At 68.9% G+C, this 22,410-nt stretch carries 20 protein-coding genes; 2 read left to right on the forward strand and 18 right to left on the reverse strand.

Annotated elements, in window-relative coordinates:
• Positions 1-3: 3 nt before the first annotated feature.
• The 6 genes from recA to EGM46_RS08930 all read right to left on the reverse strand — a co-directional run bounded on the left by recA (position 4) and on the right by EGM46_RS08930 (position 6,415).
• A complete protein-coding gene (gene recA, locus EGM46_RS08905) occupies positions 4-1,140 on the reverse strand; it encodes a recombinase RecA (protein ID WP_125099804.1) in 1,137 nt (378 codons plus the stop codon).
• A 240-nt stretch (positions 1,141-1,380) separates the two neighbouring features.
• The gene (locus tag EGM46_RS08910) at positions 1,381-1,602 is read right to left on the reverse strand and encodes a DUF3046 domain-containing protein (RefSeq protein WP_125099805.1); all 222 of its coding nucleotides are present in this window, start codon (positions 1,600-1,602) and stop codon (positions 1,381-1,383) included.
• Between the two features lie 109 nt (positions 1,603-1,711).
• A complete protein-coding gene (locus tag EGM46_RS08915; RefSeq protein ID WP_125099806.1) occupies positions 1,712-2,032 on the reverse strand; it encodes a helix-turn-helix domain-containing protein in 321 nt (106 codons plus the stop codon).
• A 197-nt stretch (positions 2,033-2,229) separates the two neighbouring features.
• Positions 2,230-2,814 (reverse strand): CinA family protein, encoded by a 585-nt coding sequence (locus EGM46_RS08920; RefSeq protein ID WP_241156256.1) that lies wholly within the window; start codon positions 2,812-2,814, stop codon positions 2,230-2,232.
• A complete protein-coding gene (gene pgsA / locus EGM46_RS08925) occupies positions 2,801-3,406 on the reverse strand; it encodes a CDP-diacylglycerol--glycerol-3-phosphate 3-phosphatidyltransferase (protein WP_125099807.1) in 606 nt (201 codons plus the stop codon). Before pgsA ends, EGM46_RS08920 begins: the two co-directional genes overlap by 14 nt.
• A 3-nt stretch (positions 3,407-3,409) precedes the next feature.
• Positions 3,410-6,415 (reverse strand): FtsK/SpoIIIE family DNA translocase, encoded by a 3,006-nt coding sequence (locus EGM46_RS08930; protein WP_125099808.1) that lies wholly within the window; start codon positions 6,413-6,415, stop codon positions 3,410-3,412.
• A 109-nt stretch (positions 6,416-6,524) separates the two neighbouring features.
• Here EGM46_RS08930 and EGM46_RS08935 point away from each other — a divergent pair, with 109 nt between their 5' ends.
• On the forward strand, positions 6,525-7,628 hold the full coding sequence (locus EGM46_RS08935; protein ID WP_164512849.1) for a lipid II:glycine glycyltransferase FemX: 1,104 nt from the start codon (positions 6,525-6,527) through the stop codon (positions 7,626-7,628).
• Between the two features lie 319 nt (positions 7,629-7,947).
• Here EGM46_RS08935 and murJ read toward each other — a convergent pair whose 3' ends face one another.
• From murJ to dapB, 10 genes are all read right to left on the reverse strand, one after another.
• Positions 7,948-9,549: a murein biosynthesis integral membrane protein MurJ gene (murJ, locus tag EGM46_RS08940; protein ID WP_125099810.1), complete on the reverse strand. Its 1,602-nt coding sequence runs from the start codon at positions 9,547-9,549 to the stop codon at positions 7,948-7,950.
• A 3-nt stretch (positions 9,550-9,552) separates the two neighbouring features.
• Positions 9,553-10,560 carry a lipid II:glycine glycyltransferase FemX gene (locus EGM46_RS08945; RefSeq protein WP_125099811.1) on the reverse strand — a complete coding sequence of 336 codons (1,008 nt, stop codon included), beginning with the start codon at positions 10,558-10,560 and terminating at the stop codon, positions 9,553-9,555.
• Positions 10,561-10,565: 5 nt separating this feature from the next.
• Positions 10,566-12,242 carry a ribonuclease J gene (locus EGM46_RS08950; RefSeq protein ID WP_125099812.1) on the reverse strand — a complete coding sequence of 559 codons (1,677 nt, stop codon included), beginning with the start codon at positions 12,240-12,242 and terminating at the stop codon, positions 10,566-10,568.
• Between the two features lie 15 nt (positions 12,243-12,257).
• Positions 12,258-13,235: a 4-hydroxy-tetrahydrodipicolinate synthase gene (gene dapA, locus EGM46_RS08955; protein WP_125099813.1), complete on the reverse strand. Its 978-nt coding sequence runs from the start codon at positions 13,233-13,235 to the stop codon at positions 12,258-12,260.
• 53 nt (positions 13,236-13,288) lie between these two features.
• Positions 13,289-13,807, reverse strand: a complete 519-nt coding sequence (locus EGM46_RS08960) for a dihydrofolate reductase (protein ID WP_277425218.1) — start codon at positions 13,805-13,807, stop codon at positions 13,289-13,291.
• Between the two features lie 2 nt (positions 13,808-13,809).
• The gene (locus EGM46_RS08965) at positions 13,810-14,619 is read right to left on the reverse strand and encodes a thymidylate synthase (RefSeq protein ID WP_125099814.1); all 810 of its coding nucleotides are present in this window, start codon (positions 14,617-14,619) and stop codon (positions 13,810-13,812) included.
• A gap of 66 nt (positions 14,620-14,685) precedes the next feature.
• On the reverse strand, positions 14,686-15,624 hold the full coding sequence (locus EGM46_RS15110; protein WP_125099815.1) for a GGDEF domain-containing protein: 939 nt from the start codon (positions 15,622-15,624) through the stop codon (positions 14,686-14,688).
• 186 nt (positions 15,625-15,810) lie between these two features.
• Complete coding sequence (locus EGM46_RS08975; protein ID WP_125099816.1) at positions 15,811-17,409, reverse strand: APC family permease; 1,599 nt, start codon at positions 17,407-17,409, stop codon at positions 15,811-15,813.
• Positions 17,410-17,546: 137 nt separating this feature from the next.
• Positions 17,547-18,023 carry a hypothetical protein gene (locus EGM46_RS08980; protein WP_241156257.1) on the reverse strand — a complete coding sequence of 159 codons (477 nt, stop codon included), beginning with the start codon at positions 18,021-18,023 and terminating at the stop codon, positions 17,547-17,549.
• Positions 18,020-18,802 carry a 4-hydroxy-tetrahydrodipicolinate reductase gene (dapB, locus tag EGM46_RS08985; RefSeq protein ID WP_125099817.1) on the reverse strand — a complete coding sequence of 261 codons (783 nt, stop codon included), beginning with the start codon at positions 18,800-18,802 and terminating at the stop codon, positions 18,020-18,022. Before dapB ends, EGM46_RS08980 begins: the two co-directional genes overlap by 4 nt.
• A gap of 119 nt (positions 18,803-18,921) precedes the next feature.
• Here dapB and EGM46_RS08990 point away from each other — a divergent pair, with 119 nt between their 5' ends.
• Positions 18,922-20,427, forward strand: coding sequence for a biotin carboxylase (locus EGM46_RS08990; RefSeq protein ID WP_125099818.1), 1,506 nt, complete (start codon positions 18,922-18,924; stop codon positions 20,425-20,427).
• Between the two features lie 13 nt (positions 20,428-20,440).
• On the opposite strand, the gene EGM46_RS08995 is transcribed toward EGM46_RS08990, so the two are convergent.
• Positions 20,441-21,856, reverse strand: a complete 1,416-nt coding sequence (locus tag EGM46_RS08995; RefSeq protein WP_125099819.1) for a M16 family metallopeptidase — start codon at positions 21,854-21,856, stop codon at positions 20,441-20,443.
• A gap of 26 nt (positions 21,857-21,882) precedes the next feature.
• On the reverse strand, positions 21,883-22,410 hold a 528-nt coding region (locus tag EGM46_RS14980), incomplete at its 5' end, for an OST-HTH/LOTUS domain-containing protein (RefSeq protein WP_241156258.1).

Genomic DNA, 22,410 nt, shown 5'->3' on the forward strand with positions numbered 1-22,410 from the left:
GAGCTACGCGCTCGCTCGCTCAGCGGGCTTGGTCGCGGCGGGAGCCTTCGCGGCAGCAGGAGCCTTCGCAGCGCCAGCATCCGCGGCGCCCGTCGCACCCTCGACCGGGGTCGCCTTCGCATCAGCGACGGCCTCCTCGGTGCGGCCGTTGACGCCGAGCTTCGTGAGAATCTTCTCCTCGATCTCCGCGGCAATGTCGGCGTGCTGGATGAGGAAGCGGCGCGCGTTCTCCATGCCCTGGCCGAGCTGATCCCCGTCGTAGGTGAACCAGGCGCCGCTCTTCTTAATGAGCCCCTGTTCCACGCCGTAGTCGATGAGCGAGCCCTCGCGGGAGATGCCGATGCCGTAGAGGATGTCGAACTCGGCCTGCTTGAAGGGCGGGGCCATCTTGTTCTTCACGACCTTCACGCGGGTGCGGTTGCCCACGGCGTCGGTGCCGTCCTTCAGCGTCTGGATGCGACGGATATCGAGTCGCACCGAGGCGTAGAACTTGAGGGCCTTGCCGCCCGAGGTGGTCTCGGGGCTGCCGAAGAAGACGCCGACCTTCTCGCGGAGCTGGTTGATGAAGATACAGGTGGTCTTCGTGGCGTTCAGGCTGCCCGTGATCTTGCGGAGCGCCTGCGACATGAGGCGGGCCTGCAGACCGACGTGGCTGTCGCCCATCTCGCCATCGATCTCGGCCTTCGGCACGAGCGCCGCCACCGAGTCGATGACCACGAGGTCGACGGACCCCGAGCGGATCAGCATGTCCGCGATCTCGAGCGCCTGCTCACCGGTGTCGGGCTGCGCGACGAGGAGTGCATCAATGTCCACCCCGAGCTTCTGCGCGTAGTCCGGATCGAGCGCGTGCTCCGCGTCGATGAACGCAGCGATGCCGCCAGCTCGCTGCGCGTTCGCGATCGCGTGCAGCGTCAGCGTGGTCTTTCCCGAAGACTCAGGGCCGTAGATCTCCACGATGCGCCCGCGCGGCAGTCCGCCGATCCCGAGCGCGACATCCAGTGCGACGGAGCCCGTTGGGATGACCTCGACGGGCGCGCGCTCCTGGCTGCCCATGCGCATGATGGCGCCCTTGCCGAAGTTTTTGTCAATCTGCGCGAGGGCAACTTCAAGTGCCTTTTCGCGATCCTTGGGTGCGGCCATCTTCGTGCTCCTTGCGTTCTGGCGGATTCCTCCGCAGCGGTGCTGCCTACCGACTGTCTCGACTCCGTGTGGAGCAGACAAGGCATTGGTGAGTTCGTGCTTCACACCCTAGAAGCAACCTCCGACATTCACGCCGGACATCCTCTTCCTGGGAGCGATTCGTCGCGAACCTCACCTGTGGACGAAGCTAGCACTAATCGAACACATGTTCGAAGCCCCGCCCGGCGTGTTGCGCCGAATTTAGTCGCGCGGATCGCGCAGGCCACGCCCGTGGCGCCGCTCAATCGGCACCTGCAGGTCAGCGCAGAGTTCTGCCCACACATCGCGCGCGGGCACCCCGCGCTCGATCGCATCATTCGGGGTGCCACCCAACGCCGCGAGCCAGTGGTCGCGCAGCAGCACACCCGCGTACTCGGCACCGAACTCCTCGGCGCACGCGCGCCGGAACTCACTCAGTCGCATCGCGCCACCCTTCTCTCTCGCCACCATCAACGGCAAAGCGCCCGACCCCAGACGGGATCGGGCGCCCAGACCGCGCACTCATTGCGCGGAAGCCAGCCGAGGGTGCACGCTAGGACACGAGCTCGGGCGTGAAGCCCGAGACCAGCTCAGCGGGAACCGTATCGGGGACGCGGTTCGCGAGCGGCATCGACAGCCCCTCGACGATCGCGAGACGCTCGCTCACCTCGCCCATAATGACGGAGAGCGGGGTATCCAGCGCGTCGGCCACCGCAGCGAGGATCTCGCTCGAGGCTTCCTTCTGGCCGCGCTCGACCTCGCTCAGGTACCCAAGCGCGACGCTCGCGTCCCCGGCAACCTGGCGCAGCGTGCGACCCTTCTGTTGACGGAAGTCACGAAGCACGTCGCCGATCTCCTGACGCATCAGCACCATGTGGACCCTCCTTCACTACACTCCCCCTGCGGGTTGTGCATCCACCCTACCCGCTTCAGAACACATCGCTGCTACGGGAACTCCACCCGATCTGGGTGGCGTCACTGGGAACAACTCCGAGACTACCCCGCATATTCCTGAAACTTCTCTGAACTTGAGTCGATCCCGCTCAGGTTCTATCGAATTCCCAGGAAAACTCACGATTCAGCGGCGAACCCGGGGTACTCACGCACCAGGGCGGCGTCGAGCGCATCGAGCGCCGCGTGCACCGTACTCGCGCGGATCTCCGCGCGATCGCCAGCCAGCAGGAGCGGGATCGCGGTGGTGCGCGTGCCGAAGCTCAGCCCGAGCCACACGGTGCCAACCGGCTGACCGGTCTGCGGATCGGGATCGGGGCCGGCGACGCCGGTCGTTGCGAGCCCGATCTCAGCGTCGCGTGACTCCGACGGCCGGCGTCCTCCAGCTGCGACGCGCGGGGTCGCGCAGGCGCGCCGCACCCCGCTCGCCATCTGCATGGCGACCTCGCGGTCAACGGGCCCGGTGCGGCGCAACAGCGCGCGGTCGACGCCGAGCAGCGAGGCTTTGAGCTCGGTGTCGTACGCGACGATCGCGCCGGAGAACACGCGCGATGCCCCGGGCACCGAGACGAGCGCGTCCGCGAGCGCTCCCCCGGTCAGCGACTCGGCGACCGCGATCCTGATGCCGGCCGCGGCCGCGCGCGCCACCACGTTGGCCGCGGCGACCGCTGCGCCCCCGCGCGGGGACGGGCTAGCCGCGCGCACCGGCACCCCGCCGGGTGCGGAGGAACGCGAGCACGTAATCGATCCCGCTCAGCACGGTCAGCACCACCGCGATCGTCATCGTGATGATGTTCAGCCAGATCGCGATCGGGGCCGCGTCGCCCATGACATCGGCGAGCGGCAGCAGCGCGAGCGTGATCGCGACCGACTGCGCGACGGTTTTCAGCTTGCCCATCCAGGCCGCGGCGACCACCACGTCGCTCGCGATCATGAGGCGGTGCACCGTGATCCCGATCTCGCGAACGAGGACGAGGATCGTCACCCACCACGGAAGTTCGCCGAGGATCGAGAGCCCGACGAGCGCGGCGCCAGTGAGAAACTTGTCGGCGATCGGGTCAAGCAGCTTGCCCAGGTTCGTGATGAGTCCGCGCGAGCGCGCGATGTGGCCATCCCAGGCGTCAGTCGCGATTGCCACTACGAAGAACGCCGCCGCGGCCCAGCGCAGGCCCCCGTGCGCTCCCCCATCGGCGAGCAGCATCCAGATGAAGAACGGCGTCGCGAGGATCCGCGCTCCCGTGATGATGTTTGGCGCGTTCCAGTTGCTCGGCCGCTCGGCCACCCGCTGCTCACCCATGCGTCAGTCCCGTCCCGTCAGCTGCCACGCGTCTTCATCGTCGTCACCATCCACCTCTTCGAGGCTGGCCTGGTACTTCCCAATCGGGTCGTCGTAGCGGGTGTCGTAGTCTCCGCCGGGGACATCGAGCGCTGCGGTCTCCACCTCGGCGAGCGGCTCGAGCACCGCGGTCTCGGGATCGGCCGGTGCGGCCGGCGACGACGGGAGCTCCGCGGTCGGGGGCTGCGGCGCGGACTGCACGGGGGCCGCTGAGGCCGCGGCCGGCTGGGTCGCGGCCGGCTGTGCGGGCGCTGGCGACGCGGCGACGGGGGCCGCAGCCGCTGACGGCGCTGCTGCCGGCGGCGTTCCCCCCTTCAGGCGGGCGAGCACCTCGGGCAGCTGCTCCGGCGTGACCAGCACGTCGCGGGCCTTCGAGCCCTCGGATGGGCCGACGATGTCGCGGGACTCCATCAGGTCCATGAGACGGCCGGCCTTCGCGAAGCCGACACGCAGCTTCCGCTGCAGCATCGAGGTCGATCCGAACTGCGAGGTGACCACGAGCTCGACGGCCGCGAGCAGCACCTCGAGATCGTCCCCGATGTCCTCATCGATGTCCTTCTTCTCCGCGGCCTGCGCCACGTCGGAGCGGTACTCGGGCTGCGCCTGCGCCTTGACGTGCGCAACGACCTGCGCGATCTCCGACTCGTTCACCCAGGCGCCCTGCACGCGCATCGGCGTGGACTCGCCGTTGAGCAGCAGCAGGCCGTCGCCCTGACCGATGAGGCGCTCAGCGCCCACCTCGTCGAGGATGACCCGCGAGTCGGTGCCCGAGGCCACCGCGAACGCGTAGCGGCTCGGCACGTTCGACTTGATCACACCGGTGACGACGTTGACGGACGGGCGCTGCGTGGCGAGCACGAGGTGGATGCCCGCGGCGCGCGCGAGCTGGGTGATGCGCTGGATCGAGTCCTCGACATCGCGCGGCGCGATGAGCATGAGGTCCGCGAGCTCGTCGACCACGACCAGGAGGTACGGGTAGGGCTTCAGCACGCGCTGGCTGCCAGCGGGGAGCACGATGCCGCCGGAGCGCACCGCCTCGTTGAAATCGTCGATGTGGCGGAAGCCGAAGCTCGCCAGATCGTCGTAGCGCATGTCCATCTCTTTCACGACCCACTGCAGGGCTTCCGCCGCCTTCTTGGCGTTCGTGATGATGGGGGTGATCAGGTGCGGTACGCCCTGGTAGACCGTGAGCTCCACGCGCTTCGGGTCAACGAGCACCATGCGCACCTCGGCGGGCGTCGCGCGCATCAGGATGCTCGTGATCATCGAGTTGATGAAGCTGGACTTGCCGGAGCCCGTGGCGCCTGCGACCAACAGGTGCGGCATCTTCGCGAGGTTCGCGACGACGAAGCCGCCCTTCACATCCTTGCCGACGCCGATCGTCATGGGGTGGGTGCTGCGCTGAGCGCGGTTCGAGCGCAGCACATCGCCGAGCGCGACATTCTCGCGATCCTTGTTGGGGATCTCGATGCCGATCGCGCTCTTGCCCGGGATCGGTGAGAGGATCCGCACCTCGTTCGACGCGACCGCGTACGAGAGGTTCTTCGAGAGCGCGGTGACCTTCTCCACCTTGACGCCTGGGCCGAGCTCGACCTCGTACTGGGTGACCGTCGGGCCGCGCGAGAAGCCGGAGACCCGCGCGTCCACCTTGAACTCCTCGAAGACACGGGCGATCGCGGCCATGATGGCGTCGTTCGCCTCGGTGTGCGTCTTCGGGGCGTCGCCGGCGGAGAGCGCACCCTGATCCGGCAGTCGGTACTCGAGCTGCTGCGCGGGATCGTGCGCGGGGGCGACGGCGAACGGCGTCGTCGCGGGCGACGCGGCAGCGCTCGCGGCGTCGGCCGCGCTCTCCGCCGGCGCGAAGTCGTCCCACGAGTCGTCGCCGAGACCGGACGCCGACGCCCCGCCGAGTTCCTCGACGGCGGCCTCGGCCTGGTCGAGTTCGTCGAACAGGCCATCGGCGAACACATCAGTCGCGGGCGCTGGATCGGGGGTCAGCGCAGAGTCGAACGCGACCGCGCGCGCTGGCGCATCGGCTTCGGCCGGCGCTGCGGCCCCGCCGTCGAGCGCCGCGTCAAGCCCGGCCTGATCGCCCGCGTACGCCGGATCCTCCTCGCGCCCCGAGGAGTTGCGACGCCACCAGGGCAGCGCGCCGGGCTCGGGCTCCTGATCCTCGATGTCGAACAGCGGCTGCTGCGTACTGCGGTCGCGCTTCACCTTGGACTTCGGCGCGGCCTGCTCTGCGCCCTCGGCGTCGGCACCGCCCTCGGCAACGCCGAAGAGGAACGCGTAGGCCTCACGCAGGCGCCGCACGATGCGCCCCGGCGGAGTCTTCGTAACGATGAGCAGCGAGAAGAGCAGTACGAGCGAGAAGAACGGGGTGGCGACCCAGATCGTCAGCGCAAGCAGCGGCGTGCCCACCATCCAGCCGAGCAGCCCGCCGGCCTCAGCCAGTGCTGGCATGCCCTGGCGCGGGTGCGGCTGGCCACCGTAGATGTGCGTGAGGCCGGCCACCGCGGTGATCGCGAGGAACAGGCCGATCGCGATGCGCCGATTGTCCGTCACGCTCGACGGATGGTTGAACAACCACAGCGCGAAGCCGACCATGATGATGGGGAGGCCAAAGGCCACCCGGCCAAGGAGGCCACCAAACGACCACGCGTCGAGCTGCACGGCGACGGGGTTGCCGATCAGGAACCACTCGATCACCGCACCGACAACGGCGAGCAGCACCAGCAGAAGCGGAACCCCATCGCGCCGATCCTCCGCGGCGAGTGGCTCAACGCGGAACGCGCGTGCCGCGCCGCCAACGGCGTGCGCGAGCCCGTTCCAGGCGCGCACGAGCACGCCCTCGCTCGGTTCCGATGCCGCAAGCACCTTCGTCTTCGCGGTTGCTCGCGAAGCCTGCGTGCGGGATCCCCGCGACGCAGTGCTCCCTGATTTCGAGCGCGACGAAGCTTTACTGGCCATGCGTTCAAGGGTACGTTCGACCGCCGACATTCGCGAGATGACGCTCCGACCGGCCCGGAATGCGCGGAATCTCGGAGGTGTTCAGCGGGTGCGGCTAGAATCGGTCATCATGAGTGCACCCGCGCTTCGCGCCCGTTACGCGACGCCTCAAGAAATCAGTTCCTGGGATACCCTCCTCGCAGAAAACCCCGACGGGGGTGATTTCCTCGTCTCCACCACGCTCGCTGACACGAAGCGCACGGTCGCCTGGCAGCCACGATACGTCGTGTTCGAGCGCGCCGGCGAGCGCGAAAGCGTCACGCTCGTGCTCGAGCGGAGGGTGCCGATCCTCGGCCACCTCTGGTACATCACCCGCGGCCCCGCGGCGACCGACCTCGTCGGGCTTGCTGAGCACGTGGCCGCGCTGCGCGACCTCACGACGCGCGAGGCGCGAAGCGTCTTCGCGATTACGTTCGAGCCGCCGATCGCGGTGAGCGATCTGAGTGAGCTCGAGGGGCCGGCGCCCGCTCCCCTCGCGGCGCTCGGCGCCGTGCGGCGACCCGCGATCCAGGGCAGCGCGAGCACCGCGATTGTGTCGCTCGAGCGGAGCGAAGACGAACTTATTGCGAGTTTCGACAAGAAGTGCCGCAACATGATCCGCCGCGCGCAGCGTGATGGCGCCGTCGTGGAGCAGCTGCCGGCCACCGAGGAAACGTTCGAGCAGATGCACCGCCTGATGCGGCTCGTCGGCGGCGGGACCGCGGACCTCGCGCTCCGCCCGAAGGCGTACACCGAGTCGCTGTGGCGCGGCTTCGCTGACGCAGGTCAGGGCACCTTTTACGCGATCAATGTCGACGGCACGCCCGCGGTGATGAGCTACATGATCGTGATCGGCACGCGCGCGTTCTACAAGGACGGCGGATCCGAGCGGGATCGCGTCTCCCCCGGCATGTCGAACCTGCTGATCTGGCAGATGATGCTGGACGCCCGTGCGGCCGGCGCGACGGAGATCGATCTTGTCGGCATCGCCCCGGCCTGGGCGACGAGCACGGCCGATCACCCGTCGTACGGGCTCGGGCTGTTCAAGCTGTCGTTCGCGCGCGAGCGCACCGACTACATCGGGGCGTTCGATCTGCCGATCAAGGCGTTCGCCTACGGGATCTGGCAGCGGATTGGCGAGCGCGTGGTGGCGAAGCTGCACCGCTCGAAGTACCGGGACATCGGCCTGTACTAGCGTCTGGCTGCGCTGTCCGCGGGGACCTTTCTCGCATTGAGTAGGGGTCCGAACCGGTATGCGGCGCCATTGCGCCTCGAACCCTCACAAAGTTGCGGGCCTGGGGGGGCGGTGTTGGCGGGGGCGTCAGCGGGAGCTTGCCCACCCCAGACCTCGGGCAGGCCGCGCCGCGCCCCGCGCACCCCTCGCATGGGTTCCGATCGAGTTTGATCCGGTTCGCCCCAGCGATTCTGCACCAAACCCTCACTAAATGAGAGATTGGGGCGGGTGGGCGGGCGGCAGCGAGCGGCGGCGCGCCAACCAGCCCCCGGCCGGCCGGCTAGCCGCGGCCGAGCTTGCGGCGCAGCGTTCCCGTGATCTCGCTGACCTCCGGCGAGCGCATCGCGAGGAGCGCCATCAGGTACACGACCCCGACGGCGAGGCCCACCACGATGGCGAAGCCGAAGGACTGCCACACCGAGTACCCGGGCACCCAGCTCTGCAGCGCCAGGCTCGTGCCGATGCCGGCGAGCACCGCAGGGATCACCGCGAGCGTGAAGCGCACGAGGCTCCCGAGCACGCGCTGCCCATCGATCCTGCCGATCTTCCGGCGGAGCAGGATCGTACCGACGAGTGCCTGCGCGAACGTGGCGATCGAGTACGCCAGCGTGACCGCAGCGCCGCGCACATCGGCAGGCACCCACAGGCAGGCGATCGCGAGCACGATGAACAGCCCCTGCTGCACGCACGTGAAGATGAAGGGGGTGCGCGTGTCCGAGAGCGCGTAGAACGAGCGCTGCACGATGAACAGGAAACTGAACGGTGCGAGGCAGAGCACGTAGGTGCGCAGCACCAGCGCGAACTGCTCGACCTGGAGTGGGCTGCCGCGCTCGATGAGCGGGCTCAGGAACGTCGCCGCGGCGAAGATCGCGCCAGCCGCGAACACCATGACGAGGGACACCTGCCGCACCGACGCCGAGAAGTCGGCGCGGAAGTCGGTCATGCGCCCATCGCGCCCCGCCTCGGCGAAGCGCGTGAAGTACGCGGTTGCAAGGGAGACCGCCAGCACCGAGTGCGGCATCATGAGCACGAGCCACGCGTTGCCGAGCGAGGCGGACGATGGCCCCTGCCCGGACGCGGTGCCCACCACGTTTGAGGTCACCCACCCGCCGATCTGGATCACGGCGATCATGGCGAGGCTCCAGCTCGCGATCTTCGCGGTTGCGCCGAGGCCCATGCCGCGCCACACGAAGTCCGGGCGGTAGCTCAGGCCAGCCTTGCGCCACGACGCGAACAGGATGAGCGCCTGCGCGACCACGCCGAGCGTCGCGCTGCCGGCGAGGACCGCGATCGCGAGCCCGTTCCAGTCGCCCGGTGCGCGTGCCCCGCTCGGATCAGCCCCGAACCACATCATGAAGAGCACGATGCCGGCGATGCTGATGATGTTGTTGAGCACGGGCGCCCACGTGTACGGCCCGAACACGCTGCGCGCGTTGAGCACCTCGCCCATCACCGTGTAGATCCCGTAGAACAGGATCTGCGGGAGGCACCAGTACGCGAACGCAGCGGACAGCGCGAGCTGATCCGCCGGCCACGAGAGCTGGAACAGCCACACGAGCAGCGGCGCACCGAGCATCGCGAGGGCCGTGATGATCGTGAGCGCGACGATCACGAACGTGAGGATCTTGTTGATGTACCCGGCGCCGCCGTCCGGGTTGCGCGCGGCGCGCACGATCTGCGGCACGAGCACGGCGTTCAACATGCCGCCGAGCAGGATCGTGTAGATCGTGTTCGGCAGCATGTTGCCGTTCGCGAACGCGTCGGCCGAAACCGAGCTCGTCTGGCCGATCGCGGCGGCGAGCACGATGACCTTCGCGAGGCCGAGCACTCGCGAGAGGATCGTCCCCGTCGCCATGACGGCGCTCGCGCGCAACAGGCCCATCGGCTACTCCTTCGCAGCCGACTCGGCGGGTGCCGCGCTCGCGGCGGCTGCCTCCGGCTGCCCGGAGGAGGCGGGCGTCGCCTTCCGTGCCGCGGCCTTCGCGCGCAGCTCGTGCGCCCAGTCGAGCGTGCGGCGCAGCGCGTACTTCACGGGCTGGACGGGGATCTCCCACGCGCCGGAGAACTGCACGGCGTGGCCGCCGAACGTGCGCTTGAACGTCGTGAAGCCGGTCCACTCGTCTGGCACGTCGTCGCGCGCCGAGATGCCGTAGAAGTCGAACGTGGAGAGCCCGCGTTCCTTCGCGTCGAGCATCAGATACGCGATGAACGGCCCGGAGATCGTCATGCTCACGTTTGAGGTGTCGCGCCCGACGTAGAGGTAGTAGCGCGTGTCCTCGTCGTCGATCACGTAGCCGACGACCTTCGTTTCGCCGTCGAGCTTCGCCGTGAACACGCGGGCGATGCCCTCGCTGACCAGGCCGCGGAAGTGCCGGAAGTACGCGTTGTCGCGCACCTCGAACGAGCGGGTCTCCCCCGTCTGGCGGAGCAGTTCGATCCCCAGCTCGTAGTCGGCGTCGTCGGCCAGCTCGGCGAAGCTGTAGCCGCGCTTCGCGGCGCCGCGGTACTGCTTGCGACGGGTCGTGTTCATGCCGCGGATGATGTCTTCCTCGCTCTGGGTGAGGTCGACCACGTGCGTGCGGCTGGGCTGGAAACCGGTGAGCATGCGCTTGCCGCGCGCCCCCGCCTGCTCCGGGGTGATCGGCAGCGAGGGCTCGATGATCAGGCGGTAGCAGCCGAGCTCTTTCGCCTGCGCCGTCGCGTGCGCGATCGCGGCGTCGAGGCCGCGCTCGTCGCGCACGACCGGACCGTACGGGAGGTACAGGTACGGCCCGATCGAGTCGCGCACGATGCGCCCGAAGTAGTGCCAGTCTGGGCCGGATCCGGAGATCACCCGTTCGCCAAGCTCAGCCTGGAACTGCCACCAACGTTCAGTCTGGAAAAAGTTGGCCATACTCCCTACACCACCACGACGACGGGCACGATCATCGCCTTGCGGCGCAGCTTGGTGCCGACCCAGCGACCGACGGTGCGGCGCGTGATCTGCTGCAGCTGGTGGTGATCGGTGATCCCATCCTTCATGGCATCCTCGAGCGCCTTCGCGACCTGAGGCTTGATCTTCTCGAAGACGTGCTTCTCCTCGGCGACGCCCTTCGCGTGGATGTCGGGGCCAGACACGATCTGCCCGAGCGTGGTCTCCACGACGGTGATGACCGAGATGAAGCCCTCCTCCGCGAGCGTGCGGCGATCGCGCAGATCGTCCTCGGTGACGCGGCCGACGCTCTTGCCGTCGACGTAGATGAACTCGATGTCGAGCTGGCCGACCGGGCGCGCGACGCCGTCGACGAGGTCGACGACCGTACCGTTCTCGGCGATGACGGTGCGGTTCTGCGGCACGCCGGTCTCGATCGCGAGCGCGGCGTTCGCGACGAGCATGCGGTGCTCGCCGTGGATCGGCATCACGTTCTTCGGGCGCACGATGTTGTAGCAGTAGAGCAGCTCACCCGCCGACGCGTGGCCGGAGACGTGCACCTTGGCGTTGCCCTTGTGCACCACGTTGGCGCCGAGCTTGATGAGCCCGTCGATGACGCGGTAGACGGAGGTCTCGTTGCCTGGGATCAGGCTCGACGCGAGGATGACGGTGTCGCCCTCCCCCACCTCGACCTGGTGCTCGCGGTTGACCATGCGGCTGAGCACGGCCATCGGCTCGCCCTGCGAACCGGTCGACATGTACACGATGCGGTGATCCGGGATGTCGCCGCTCTTCTTCAGATCGACGAGCACGCCCTCGGGAACGTCGAGGTACCCGAGGTCGGCGGCGATCTTCATGTTGCGCACCATGGAGCGGCCGAGCAGCACGACGCGGCGGCCGTTCGCCTGCGCGGCGTCGAGCACCTGCTGCACGCGGTGCACGTGGCTCGAGAAGCTCGCGACGACGACCTTTCCGGTGGTCTTCGCGATGACCTGCTCGATGACCGGCCCGATGTTCTTCTCCGGCGAGGTGAAGCCGGGCACGTCGGCGTTCGTCGAATCGGTCATGAAGAGGTCAACGCCCTCCTCGCCGAGCCGCGCGAACGCGCGCAGATCGGTGATGCGGCCGTCGAGCGGCAGCTGATCCATCTTGAAGTCGCCCGTGCCGATCACGAGACCGGCCTCGGTGCGGATCGCGACCGCGAGCGCGTCGGGGATCGAGTGGTTCACGGCGATGAACTCGAGGTCGAAGGGACCGAACTGCACGCGCTCGTCTTCCGCGACCACCTTCGTGACCGGGCGGATGCGATGCTCCTTCAGCTTCGCCTCGACGAACGCGAGGGTGAGCTTGGAACCGACGAGCGGGATGTCCTCGCGCTTCTTGAGCAGGTAGGGCACGCCACCGATGTGGTCCTCGTGGCCGTGCGTGAGCACCACCGCGACGATGTCGCCGAGGCGGTCCTCGATCTTCGAGATGTCGGGCAGGATGAGGTCGACACCCGGGTGCTGCACCTCGGGGAAGAGCACGCCGCAGTCTACGACGAGCAACTTGCCGTTGATCTCGTAGACCGTCATGTTTCGGCCGACTTCGCCGAGGCCGCCAAGCGGCGTAATGCGCAGGGTTCCCTGCTCGACAGCGGGGGGCGCGTAAGGGGGGTTGGGCACAAAGCCTCCTGTGTGTTAGCGGGTGGTGCCTGCGATCTTGGGCAGGGCACCGCCGGCAGCCGCGTTGCGGTCCGGCCTGAAGTTTGACAGATCGACGCCTGGGACGTCGCTGACGAGCGCGAGCTCGTCTTCGATGAGTGCGGCCTCCCACTCCTCCGGCCCCACGAGTGGGAGTCGGACGCGCGGGCTGCCGATCCGGCCGAGCCCGTGGAGGATGTACTTCGCCGCAACGGTCCCCGGCACGTGCGTCATCACGGCGCGCACGAGGGGTTCGAGGCTCTGGTGCGCGTCGCGCGCGGTGTGCAGGTCGCCAGCGTTCACGGCGTCGATGATGGCCCGGTACGGCGCGGCGGCGATGTTCGCCGTCACACCGATCAGACCGGTCGCGCCGATCGCGAGGTGCGGCAGCACGTTCGCGTCGTCACCGGAGAAGTACATGAGGTCGGTCTGGTTGAGCACGCGGCTGACCTCGCTGAAGTCGCCCTTGGCGTCCTTCACCGCGAGGATGTTCGGGTGCTTCGCGAGACGGAGGATCGTCTCATACGTGATCGGCACCCCGGTGCGGCCGGGGATGTCGTAGAGGATCACGGGGAGATCGGTCGCGTCCGCGACCATGCGGAAGTGCGTGAGGAGGCCAGCCTGTGTTGGCTTGTTGTAGTACGGAGTGACGATCATCACACCGTCCGCGCCGGCCTTCTCGCTGGCACGGTAGAGCTCGATCGCGTGCGCGGTCTCGTTGGAGCCGCCGCCGGTGATGATCTTTGCGCGGCCGCTCGAGACGGCCTTCGCGACCTCGACGAGCTTCAGCTTCTCAGGGTCCGTCAGCGTGCTCGTCTCGCCGGTGGTGCCGGTGACGACAATGCCGTCGGCCCCGCTGACGATGCAATCGTCGATGTGCTTCTCCACGGCAGGCCAATCGACCTCGCCGTCCGCCTGGAAGGGCGTGACGAGCGCGACGAGTACCTGTCCGAAGGGATTCTCCTGATGTGCCACCTCCCTAGGGTACCGGACGTCGCGGCCCGCCGCTCACCGCCCCGCGGCTTTCGTCACTTCCCGGCGCGCACCCAGCGCTCGCACCGGTACCCGAGGCCCGTCGCGGAGACAAGATCCTCGCCGGCGTCGGCCAACCGCCACTCGTCGCCGAGTTGCGGCGCGAACGTGTCGGCGTCCGGCACGTCGAGCGCGATCCGCGTGATGACGAGCTCGGTCGCTGCCGGCAGCGCGCTGCGGTAGAGCTCACCGCCGCCCATGATCCACGCGATCTCCGCCGCCTCGCTGCCGGCCGCCGCGATCGCCGCCGGGAGGGATCCCACCACGGTCGCGCCAGGCGCGGCATAACCGGGATCCCGCGTGACCACGATGTTGACCCGGCCGGGCAGTGGCCGGACGCGCTCCGGCAGCGACTCCCACGTGCGGCGCCCCATGATAACGGGCGCGCCGAGCGTGCTGCGCTTGAAGTGCGCGAGGTCCTCCGGCAGGTGCCAGGGCATGTCGCCCGCGCGGCCGATCGCGCCGCCGCGCGCTTCGGCCCAGATCATGCCGAGCCGCGGCGTCTCCCCCGCCATGCTCAGACCGCCACCGGGGCCTTGATGCCCGGGTGGTGCTCGTACCCCAGCACCTCGAAGTCGTCGAGCGTGTAGTCAGAGATCGAGTCCGCCTTGCGGATCGCGATCTTCGGGTACGGCAGCGCCTCGCGGCTGAGCTGCAGCTCGACCTGCTCAACGTGGTTGTCGTAGATGTGGCAGTCGCCGCCGGTCCAGATGAACTCGCCGGGCTCGAGCCCGGTCTGCTGCGCCACCATCAGCGTGAGGAGCGCGTACGAGGCGATGTTGAACGGCACCCCGAGGAACATGTCGGCGGAGCGCTGGTAGAGCTGGCAGGAGAGCTTCCCGTCCGCGACGTAGAACTGGAAGAACGCGTGGCACGGCATGAGCGCCATTTCGTCGAGGTCCGCGACGTTCCAGGCCGACACGATGATGCGGCGCGAGTCCGGGGTCTCTCGGATCTGCTCGATCACGCGTTCAATCTGATCGATATGCTCGCCGTCCGGCGTCGGCCACGAGCGCCACTGCACCCCGTACACGGGGCCGAGGTCGCCGTTCTGGTCGGCCCACTCGTCCCAGATGGTCACCCCGTTGTCGGTGAGGAACTTCGTGTTCCCCTCGCCGCGGAGGAACCACAGCAGCTCGACCGCAACGGACTTGAAGTGCACGCGCTTCGTGGTGAGGAGCGGGAAGGACTCGGCGAGATCGAATCGGATCTGTCGCCCGAAGAGGCTCCGCGTGCCCGTTCCCGTGCGGTCGGACTTCGCGTCGCCGTGCTCGTAGACCTCGCGCAGCAGGTCCTCGTACGGGGTGGGAATCGAGTTCGTAGTCACCCCTTGAGTGTACCCGCGACCACCGACATTCAGCTCAGCCGGGACGCCGATCCGGCCCCAGCTCAGCTACGGGCGCGCCCGCTTGCGCTCCTGCTTCTCGGTCAGCATCAGCAGGTCCGCGCGCGAAATGAACGCTTCCGGGCTCTCCCCCCGCTGCCACTCCGACACCCCGAACGACCAGCTCGGGTGCGGGATCTGCTCGCGCAGGCGCTGGCCGGCAACGCGCGCCCGATCCGCGTTCGCGTCGATCGTCAGCAGCACGAACTCGTCGCCGCCGAATCGGGCGAACACGTCCTGCGGCCGGGAGTGATCCCGCACCGCGCGCGCGAACTCCTGGAGCACCCGATCCCCCGCCGCGTGCCCGAGTTCGTCGTTCACGCGCTTGAAGTCGTCGAGGTCGAGATAGAGCAGCGACAGCGACTGCCGGTTGCGCTGCGCCGCGGTGACCGCCGGCCCGAGCAGCCGCTCGAAGCCGCGCTTGTTCCACACATCGCAGAGCGGATCGGTGATCGAGGTGCGCTCGAGCCGCGCCTTGAAGTGCCCGATCAGCTCGCCCGCGAGCAGACCAGTGACCGCGAGGGTCATGAGCACGGTCGCCACCTCGTCGCCGAATCGCCAGAGCATCAGCACGATGTAGGTGACCATCCAGGTGTAGCTCAGCAGGCGCGCGAACCACAGCCGGAAGAACCACACCAGGTACAGGACGTAGGGGAAAAACAGCAGCCCCATGTTGAACGCGCGCAGGGCGTCGGGCGTCGTGAGGGCGGACGGCACGACCACGAACAGCGCGCCAGCCATCAGCACACCGGCGAGCCGCAGCGAGAACCGCCGCCCGAGCAGCAGCACCCCGCCGCCAGCGACGAGGCAGGCGAGCGAGATCACCACGAGGTCGGGGCGCGGCGCCTCGGAGTAGCGAAACACCGACGCGTTGAGCGCGGCAAAGATCGCGCCGGCGAGATAGAACGCCGCCGTCGCGATCGACAGGTCAGTCTGATGTGCGCGCACTGATTCGTCCTGCTTCCCCGTGCTCGAACCGTGTGCGACGATCCTATTCCACCACGCGCTATCGGGTGGAATGCCCGGCACCGGGACCGCGTCAGAACCGCTCAGGGGCGCCACCGCTGCACTCGCGCGCGTGTGGCGCGGCAGCGGTGACGCCCCTGGAGCGTCTCGTTCGGAACGAGCGTGTGGCTAGGAACCGAGCCCATCGTCGAAGAGCTGCATCGCCGAGGTGTCGGACGACGCGTCGGCCTTCGCGAGGACGCGGCCGCGGAAGAACGCCGGCGACGACTTCGCCTGGAACAGCATGAGCACGACGCCGAGGCCGAGCACCACGACGCCGATGATGCCGACGAGCCCGATGCCGCCGATGTTCGAGCCCGAGCCGAACGCGGGATCCATGCTGTCGACCGTGGTCTGCACGAACACGATGAGCAGGATGATGCCGCCGAGGCCGGGGAGCACCAGCTTCGAGAGGATCGATCCGATGCCCTCCTTGCCAGCGGTCTTGCGGAAGTACCACGGGCTCGCGAGCGCGGTGATGCCGTAGTAGAAGCAGACCATCATGCCGAGCGCGGTGATCGTGTCCCAGAGGACGTCCTCGCTGATGAACCGCATGATCGCGTAGAACACCGAGGCGACGACCGAGGACAGCAGCAGCGCAACGTACGGCGACTTGTACTTCGGGTGAATCTTCTTGATGGCGGGCGGCAGCGCGCCGTAGTGCGACATCGCGAGGAGCGTGCGCGCCGGGGAGATCGCGGTCGAGTTGATCGAGGCCATCGCGCTCACGAGGATCGCGAGCGAGAGCAGGATCGCGGCCGGGCCCATCACGGGGTGCGCGAGGGCGGCGAACACGTTCTCGGCGATCGCCGGGTTGTTCAGGCCGGTGCCGGTCTCGCCGAGCCCGGCGTACGCGACGGTCGCCGCAGCCGTGCCGACGTAGAGCACCACGAGGATGAAGACGAGGATCATCGCGGCCTTGCTCTCGGTGGAGAGGCGACCCTTCGACGGTTTCGTCTCCTCGCCCATCGTGAGCACCGTGTCCCAGCCCCAGTACACGAAGATCGAGACGGCAATACCGGCGGCGAACGCGCTGAAGCTGTCGACCTCGAGCGGGTTGAACCAGGAGAGCTCGGGCATGCGGCCGGCCTCGTTCGCGGGATCGCCAGCGCCAACGAACATCGCGATGATGAACCACACCATGATCGCCATCTGGAAGATGACGGTGATGTACTGGAAGATCTTCGTCGACGTCATGCCGCGGTAGGAGATGAACGTCGCGATCGCCATGAAGCCGAGGCAGACGAGGATGTTGATGAACTTGTTGTCCGAGATCTCGGCGATATCCGGGTTGTCAGCGATGATGCTGATCGACTGGAACAGGAACTCGACGGCGATACCCGCGAGGTTCGAGAGCACCAGCACCGTCGCGGCGATGAGGCCCCAGCCGGCCATCCAGCCCACCCACGGGCCGAACGCGCGCGCCGCCCAGGTGAACGAGGTACCGGAGTCGGGCATCGCGCTGTTGAGTGCGCGGTAGCCGAGCGCGACGAGCAGCATCGGGATGAAGCCCATGAGGAAGATCGCGGGCGTCTGGTACCCGACCTCGCTCGCAGCCGGGCCGACCGCCGCGGTCAGCGTGTACGCCGGCGCACACACCGAGAGCCCGATGACGAGGGCCCCCATGACTCCGACGGTGCCCGAGGGCAGCCCCTTCTTGCTGATACCGGTGACCGAGTCAAGCGTTCGAGTTCGTGGCTCGGGAGCGTTGAGGTCATATTTGGCCATGACAACCGTGCTTTCTGGCGCGTGATGGTGCGCATCGACAGCTACAGGTGATTCCGGCGATGGAATCCGCACGGGGTCATCCGGGCCCCGATCCCTGTCTTCCGGGCATCGAGTCTATGCAGGGGATACCGATTTCCCTAATCGTTCGAAGAAATACCACTGATTTCGTTCTTTTCGAGGGAAATCGCTTCGCGAATGGCCCCTCGTGCACGCTTTCGGTCACCGCATGCGTCGTACACGATGCCGAGCCGCATCCAGCTCTCCCACGACTCAGGATTCGCCTCCACCTCGGCGCGGTAGCGCGGAAACGCCGCATCGGCGTCCGCGCGCTCGGGCCGCCCGGATGGGCGGGTGGCCACCGGCTCCTCCGGCATGAGGCCAGCAGCCTCGAGCCGATCGGCGAGGCGGGTCGCCTGGCGGCCGAACAGCAGCTCGCGCGCGAGCGCCCACACGCCCAGGAGCGGCAGCACCAGCATCGCGACGCCCATGAGGATCGGGATCAGGGTGCCGGAGGCCAGCAGTCCGATCGCGCGCACGCCGGCGAACACGAAGTAGAGGACGAGCAGCACGCTCATAATCGCGACGCCGATGATGGCGCGGGTGCGGGCGTTCACGCGGCGCCCCCGGCGGTGCCAGCGGCCGACGCGTCCCCCGGTGCGGCGGGCGCGGCCCCGATCCCGAGCACGCGATCCAGGCCGACCGTGAGCCCGCTCGCTCGCGTGATGAAGCGCAGCGCCGCCCCGATGCCCGCGCGGTACGCGTCGTTCGAGTGCGTGTCGTGCGTCACCGTGAGCACCTCGCCCGGCCCGCCGAAGCGCACCTCCTGCTTCGCGACGACGCCGGCGAGGCGCAGGCTGTGCACCGGGATCCCTGCGACGAGCTCGCCGCGTGCCGGCTGCTCCGAGAACGGGGCATCGACGGGGCGGCCCGCGCGGGCCTCGGCGATCAGCTCGGCCGTGCGCACCGCGGTCCCCGATGGCGAGTCCACCTTCTGCGGGTGGTGCGCCTCAACGATCTCGACCGCGTCGAAGTGGGGGGCTGCGATCCGCGCGAGCGCCGTGCCGAGCACCGAGCCAAGCGAGAAGTTCGGCACGACGAGCGCCGCACCGTCGTGCGCGGCCACCAGCTCCTCGAGCGAGGCCAGCCGCTCCGCGGACCAGCCGCTCGTGCCGACGATCACGCGCTGCCCGCGGGCGAGCGCGCGCTCGACGATGGCCGGCGATGCGTCAGGGTGGCTCACGTCGACGAGCACCTCGGCGTCCGCCCCGGCGTCCGCGGGTGACGCGCTGCCGAGCCGGGCCGACAGCTCGAACGCTGCCGCCTGCTCCACCACCTCGCACACGAGAGAACCGAGACGACCGGACGCACCGGAGACCGCAACACGCACTGACATGGCTCCAGAATACCGGGCGCGGCACCGGGTGCTCGCCGCACGCCGCCGCCTCGCCGCACCGCCGCGCGGGCGGCTCCGAGCGCCCCTGGCACGATCCCGAGCTGGGGTACCCTCGACTCATGACGACCTCACCGGGCTCAGCCCCCCAGCGCGCGCGACTGACCTCCCTCGAGCAAATCACGGAGCACCTGCGTGACTCCCCGCAGCCGTTCTTCTATGTGAGCCGCTCGGCCACCAACCTGCTGGGGGTGGATCGCTGGGTGGGCGGCTTCCACTACATCACGCTGCGCGACAGCTGGGACGGCGGGCACGCGCGCGCGTTCGCGCCGACGAACGTGCCGGCGATCGAGCCGCGCGGCAACATCAACATCGTCAACTGGCTGCTCGCCAACGAGCAGGTGCAGCAGTACATCGCTGCGAACACGCCGGCCGGGCTGCGCCCCAAGATCGTGATCGCGATGTTCGACGAGCAGACCGAGGCGCTCTGCGCGTCGCTCGGCTACGAGCTCGCCATGCCGGCGGTGGCGCTGCGGAAGTCGCTCGACTCCAAGATCATGACGACGAAGCTCGGCAACGAGGCCGGGGCGCCGAGCGTGCCGAACGTGCTCACCACCATCACCGGCTGGGACGATCTCCGCGCGCAGGCCGAGGCGGCTGGGCTCGGCGACAGCCTCGTGATCCAGCTCCCCTACGGCGACTCGGGCCGCACGACGTACTTTGTCGCGTCGCGCGAGGACTTCGACCGGGTCGCCAGCGAGATCACCGGGCCGCAGATCAAGGTGATGCGCAGGATCAACCACCTCCCGCTCGCCGTCGAGGCGGTCATCACCGACGACGCGACCGTGACCGGCCCCGTGCTGCGCGAAATCACCGGGCACCCGGAACTCACCGCGTACCAGGGCGGCTGGGCCGGCAGCGAGCTCTACCCGGCGCTCCTGAGCGACGACGCACGCGCGCGCACCCTCGCACTCGTCGAGCGGTTCTGCGCGCGCCTCGGCGCCGAGGGGTACCGCGGCATCCTTGAGGTGAGCGTGCTGCTCGACACCGACACCGACGAGGTCTACCTCGGGGAACTGAACCCGCGCATCAGCGGCTCGTCCTCGCACTCGAACCTCACGCCTGGCGACACCACGCTGCCGCTCTTCGCGTACCACGTGCTGCAGTTCTCCGACGTGGACTTTGAGCTGGATCTCGCGGCGATCCAGGCGCAGCGCGCGGCGGCGCTCGACGGCGAGACGTGGAGCACGCTCGTGATCCAGTACCCCGGGCCGGGCGTCGACCGCGTGCTTGAGGCCCCGCGCACCGGGCGCTATCGAGTGCTCGACGACGGCGCGCGCCTCGAGTTCGTCGCGGCCGATCTCGACTGGCAGGCGCTCACCGATCCCGACGAGGTGTTCTGGATGCGGGCCGTCGGCGAGGGCGAGGTGCGCGGCCGCGGGCTCGACATCGGCATGCTCGTGACGCGCAGCCGCTCGCAGGAGGAGCACTACGCGCTCACGCCGCGCACGAAGCGGCTCATCCCCGCGATCCAGGGCCTCTACCGGGGCAAGCCGGTGCCGCTCCCCCAGGTGTACTGGCGCGCCGGCGTGCGCAAGCTCCGGGAGCTCGGCAAGCGCAGCGCGTAGCCGGCGGGGCAGGCTACGCGTCCGTCGGGTGCAGCGAGGAGCGCGAGACGTCGCCCACCGCCACCACGGTGAGCGGCCGGGCCGCGATCTCCGCAGCGATGCCCGTGATCTCCTCGGCGGTCACCGCCGTGAACCGCTCGAGCGACGTGTCGAGGTCGTACAGCTCGCCGGCCCCGAGCTCGGCGCGGGCGAGCCGCCCCATGCGCGTGTCCGAGTCCTCGAGTGCGAGCGCCGACGAGCCGGCGATCTGGCCGAGCGCGCGCTCGCGCTCCTCGTCCGTGATCCCGCTCTCGGCGACCCGCTGCAGTTCGAGCTGGCTGAGCTCCAGCACGTCGGCGGCCTTCTCCGGGGCGGTCCCAGCGTAGATGCCGAAGAGGCCGGCGTCCGAGTAGCTCGCCCCGAACGAGTAGGCCGTGTACGCGAGGCCGCGCTTCTCGCGGATCTCCTGGAACAGTCGGCTCGACATGCCACCGCCGAGCACCGAGTTCATGATGCCGAACGCGAAGCGACGCGGATCGCCCGCGCGCAGGCCGTCTGCGCCGATCATGAGGTTGATCTGCTCGCTCGGTCGCGCGGTGACGCACACTCGCGGCGTGCCAGCCGTCGCCGGTGCGAGCGCTGCGGCCGCCGCGGCGGACACGTCGGCCGCGGTGCGGACCGCGCCGCTCCCCTGCACGCGTCGCGCAGGCCGCGCGTCCCGGTCGGTGTGCCACCGCTCCTCGGGTGACGCGTTCAGCGCGGCGAGCACCTGCGCGACGAGCCGATCGTGATCCACCGCGCCGGCCGCGGTGACCACGAGCGTCGACGGGTCGTAGCGGTCGCGGTAGTGCCGCTCGACGTCGTCGCGGCGCGCGCCACGAATCGTCTCGGGCAGGCCGCCGATCGGGCGCCCCAGCGGGTGATCCCGCAGCACCTCCTCGAACAGCTGCTCGCTCGCCACGTCGGCGAGGTCGTCGGCCGCCATCGCGAGTTCCTCGAGGATCACGCCGCGCTCGGTCTCAAACTCGTCGGGATCGAGCACGGAGTTCAGCACCATGTCGGCGAGCACGGCGACCGCGTCGTCCAGATCGGCGTCGCGCACCTTCGCGTAGTAGCAGGTGTACTCCTTCGCGGTGAGCGCGTTGTGCTCAGCGCCAATGCGATCAAAGCTCGTGGCGATCTCGTACGCGTCGCGCGTCGGCGTGCCCTTGAACAGCAGGTGCTCCAGGAAGTGCGTGGATCCCAAGCTGCCGGGTGCATCGCCGCGCTCCGACTGCTCATCGCGCGAGCCGACCCCCACCCAGAACCCGATCGACGCGCTGCGCGCGCTCGGCATCAGCTCGGTGAGCACGCGGAGGCCGCTCGGGTGCACCGTTCTGCGCATGAGGCTGCCGCTCAGGTCAACGGTGAGCTCGGCCTGGTCGAGGGGAAGGAGGATCGGATCGCGCATCACCCCAGCCTAGTGCGCGGCAGGCGCTACTGGCTCTGGTCCCGCAGCCTGACCAGGCGCTCGTGTCCGCTCTCCTCGAGTTCCGCGATCTCGGAGCGTGACTTCAGGAAGTCCGAGAAGGAGCGGAAGCCGAGCGCACGCTCCGAGAACGAGGGATCCATGCGGCGCATCTGCTGCTTCACCGCCGAGCTGTAGAGCCAACCGGAGTCGTCCTTGTCCTGGCTGAGCCAGAGCGCCCGGATGAGGAGGCCCGTCGCGTCCAGATCGGGATCGTCGCCGTCCTCGTCGTGATCGTCGTCGTGGCCGCCGTCCAGTGCGGCGTCGTGCTCGACCTCCAGCGCGTCGAGCGCGGTGACGAGGCCGGTGAGTGCCGCGTCGCCGTCGGCGCCGGAAGCGACATCAGCGGCGTCGGCGCTCGCCCCCTCGGCGCCCGCTGCCGCAGCGCCCGGCTGCGCCTCTGCCGCGCCGTCGCGGTCGGTCGAGCGAGCGCCGCCCCGGCGGCCCCTGCCGCGCGACGAGGATCCCGCGCGAGTGGATCCCGCGCTCTCGGTGTC

The sequence above is a fragment of the Leucobacter chromiireducens genome, assembly GCF_003917135.1.
In the GTDB taxonomy this organism is placed as follows: Bacteria; Actinomycetota; Actinomycetes; order Actinomycetales; family Microbacteriaceae; genus Leucobacter; species Leucobacter chromiireducens_A.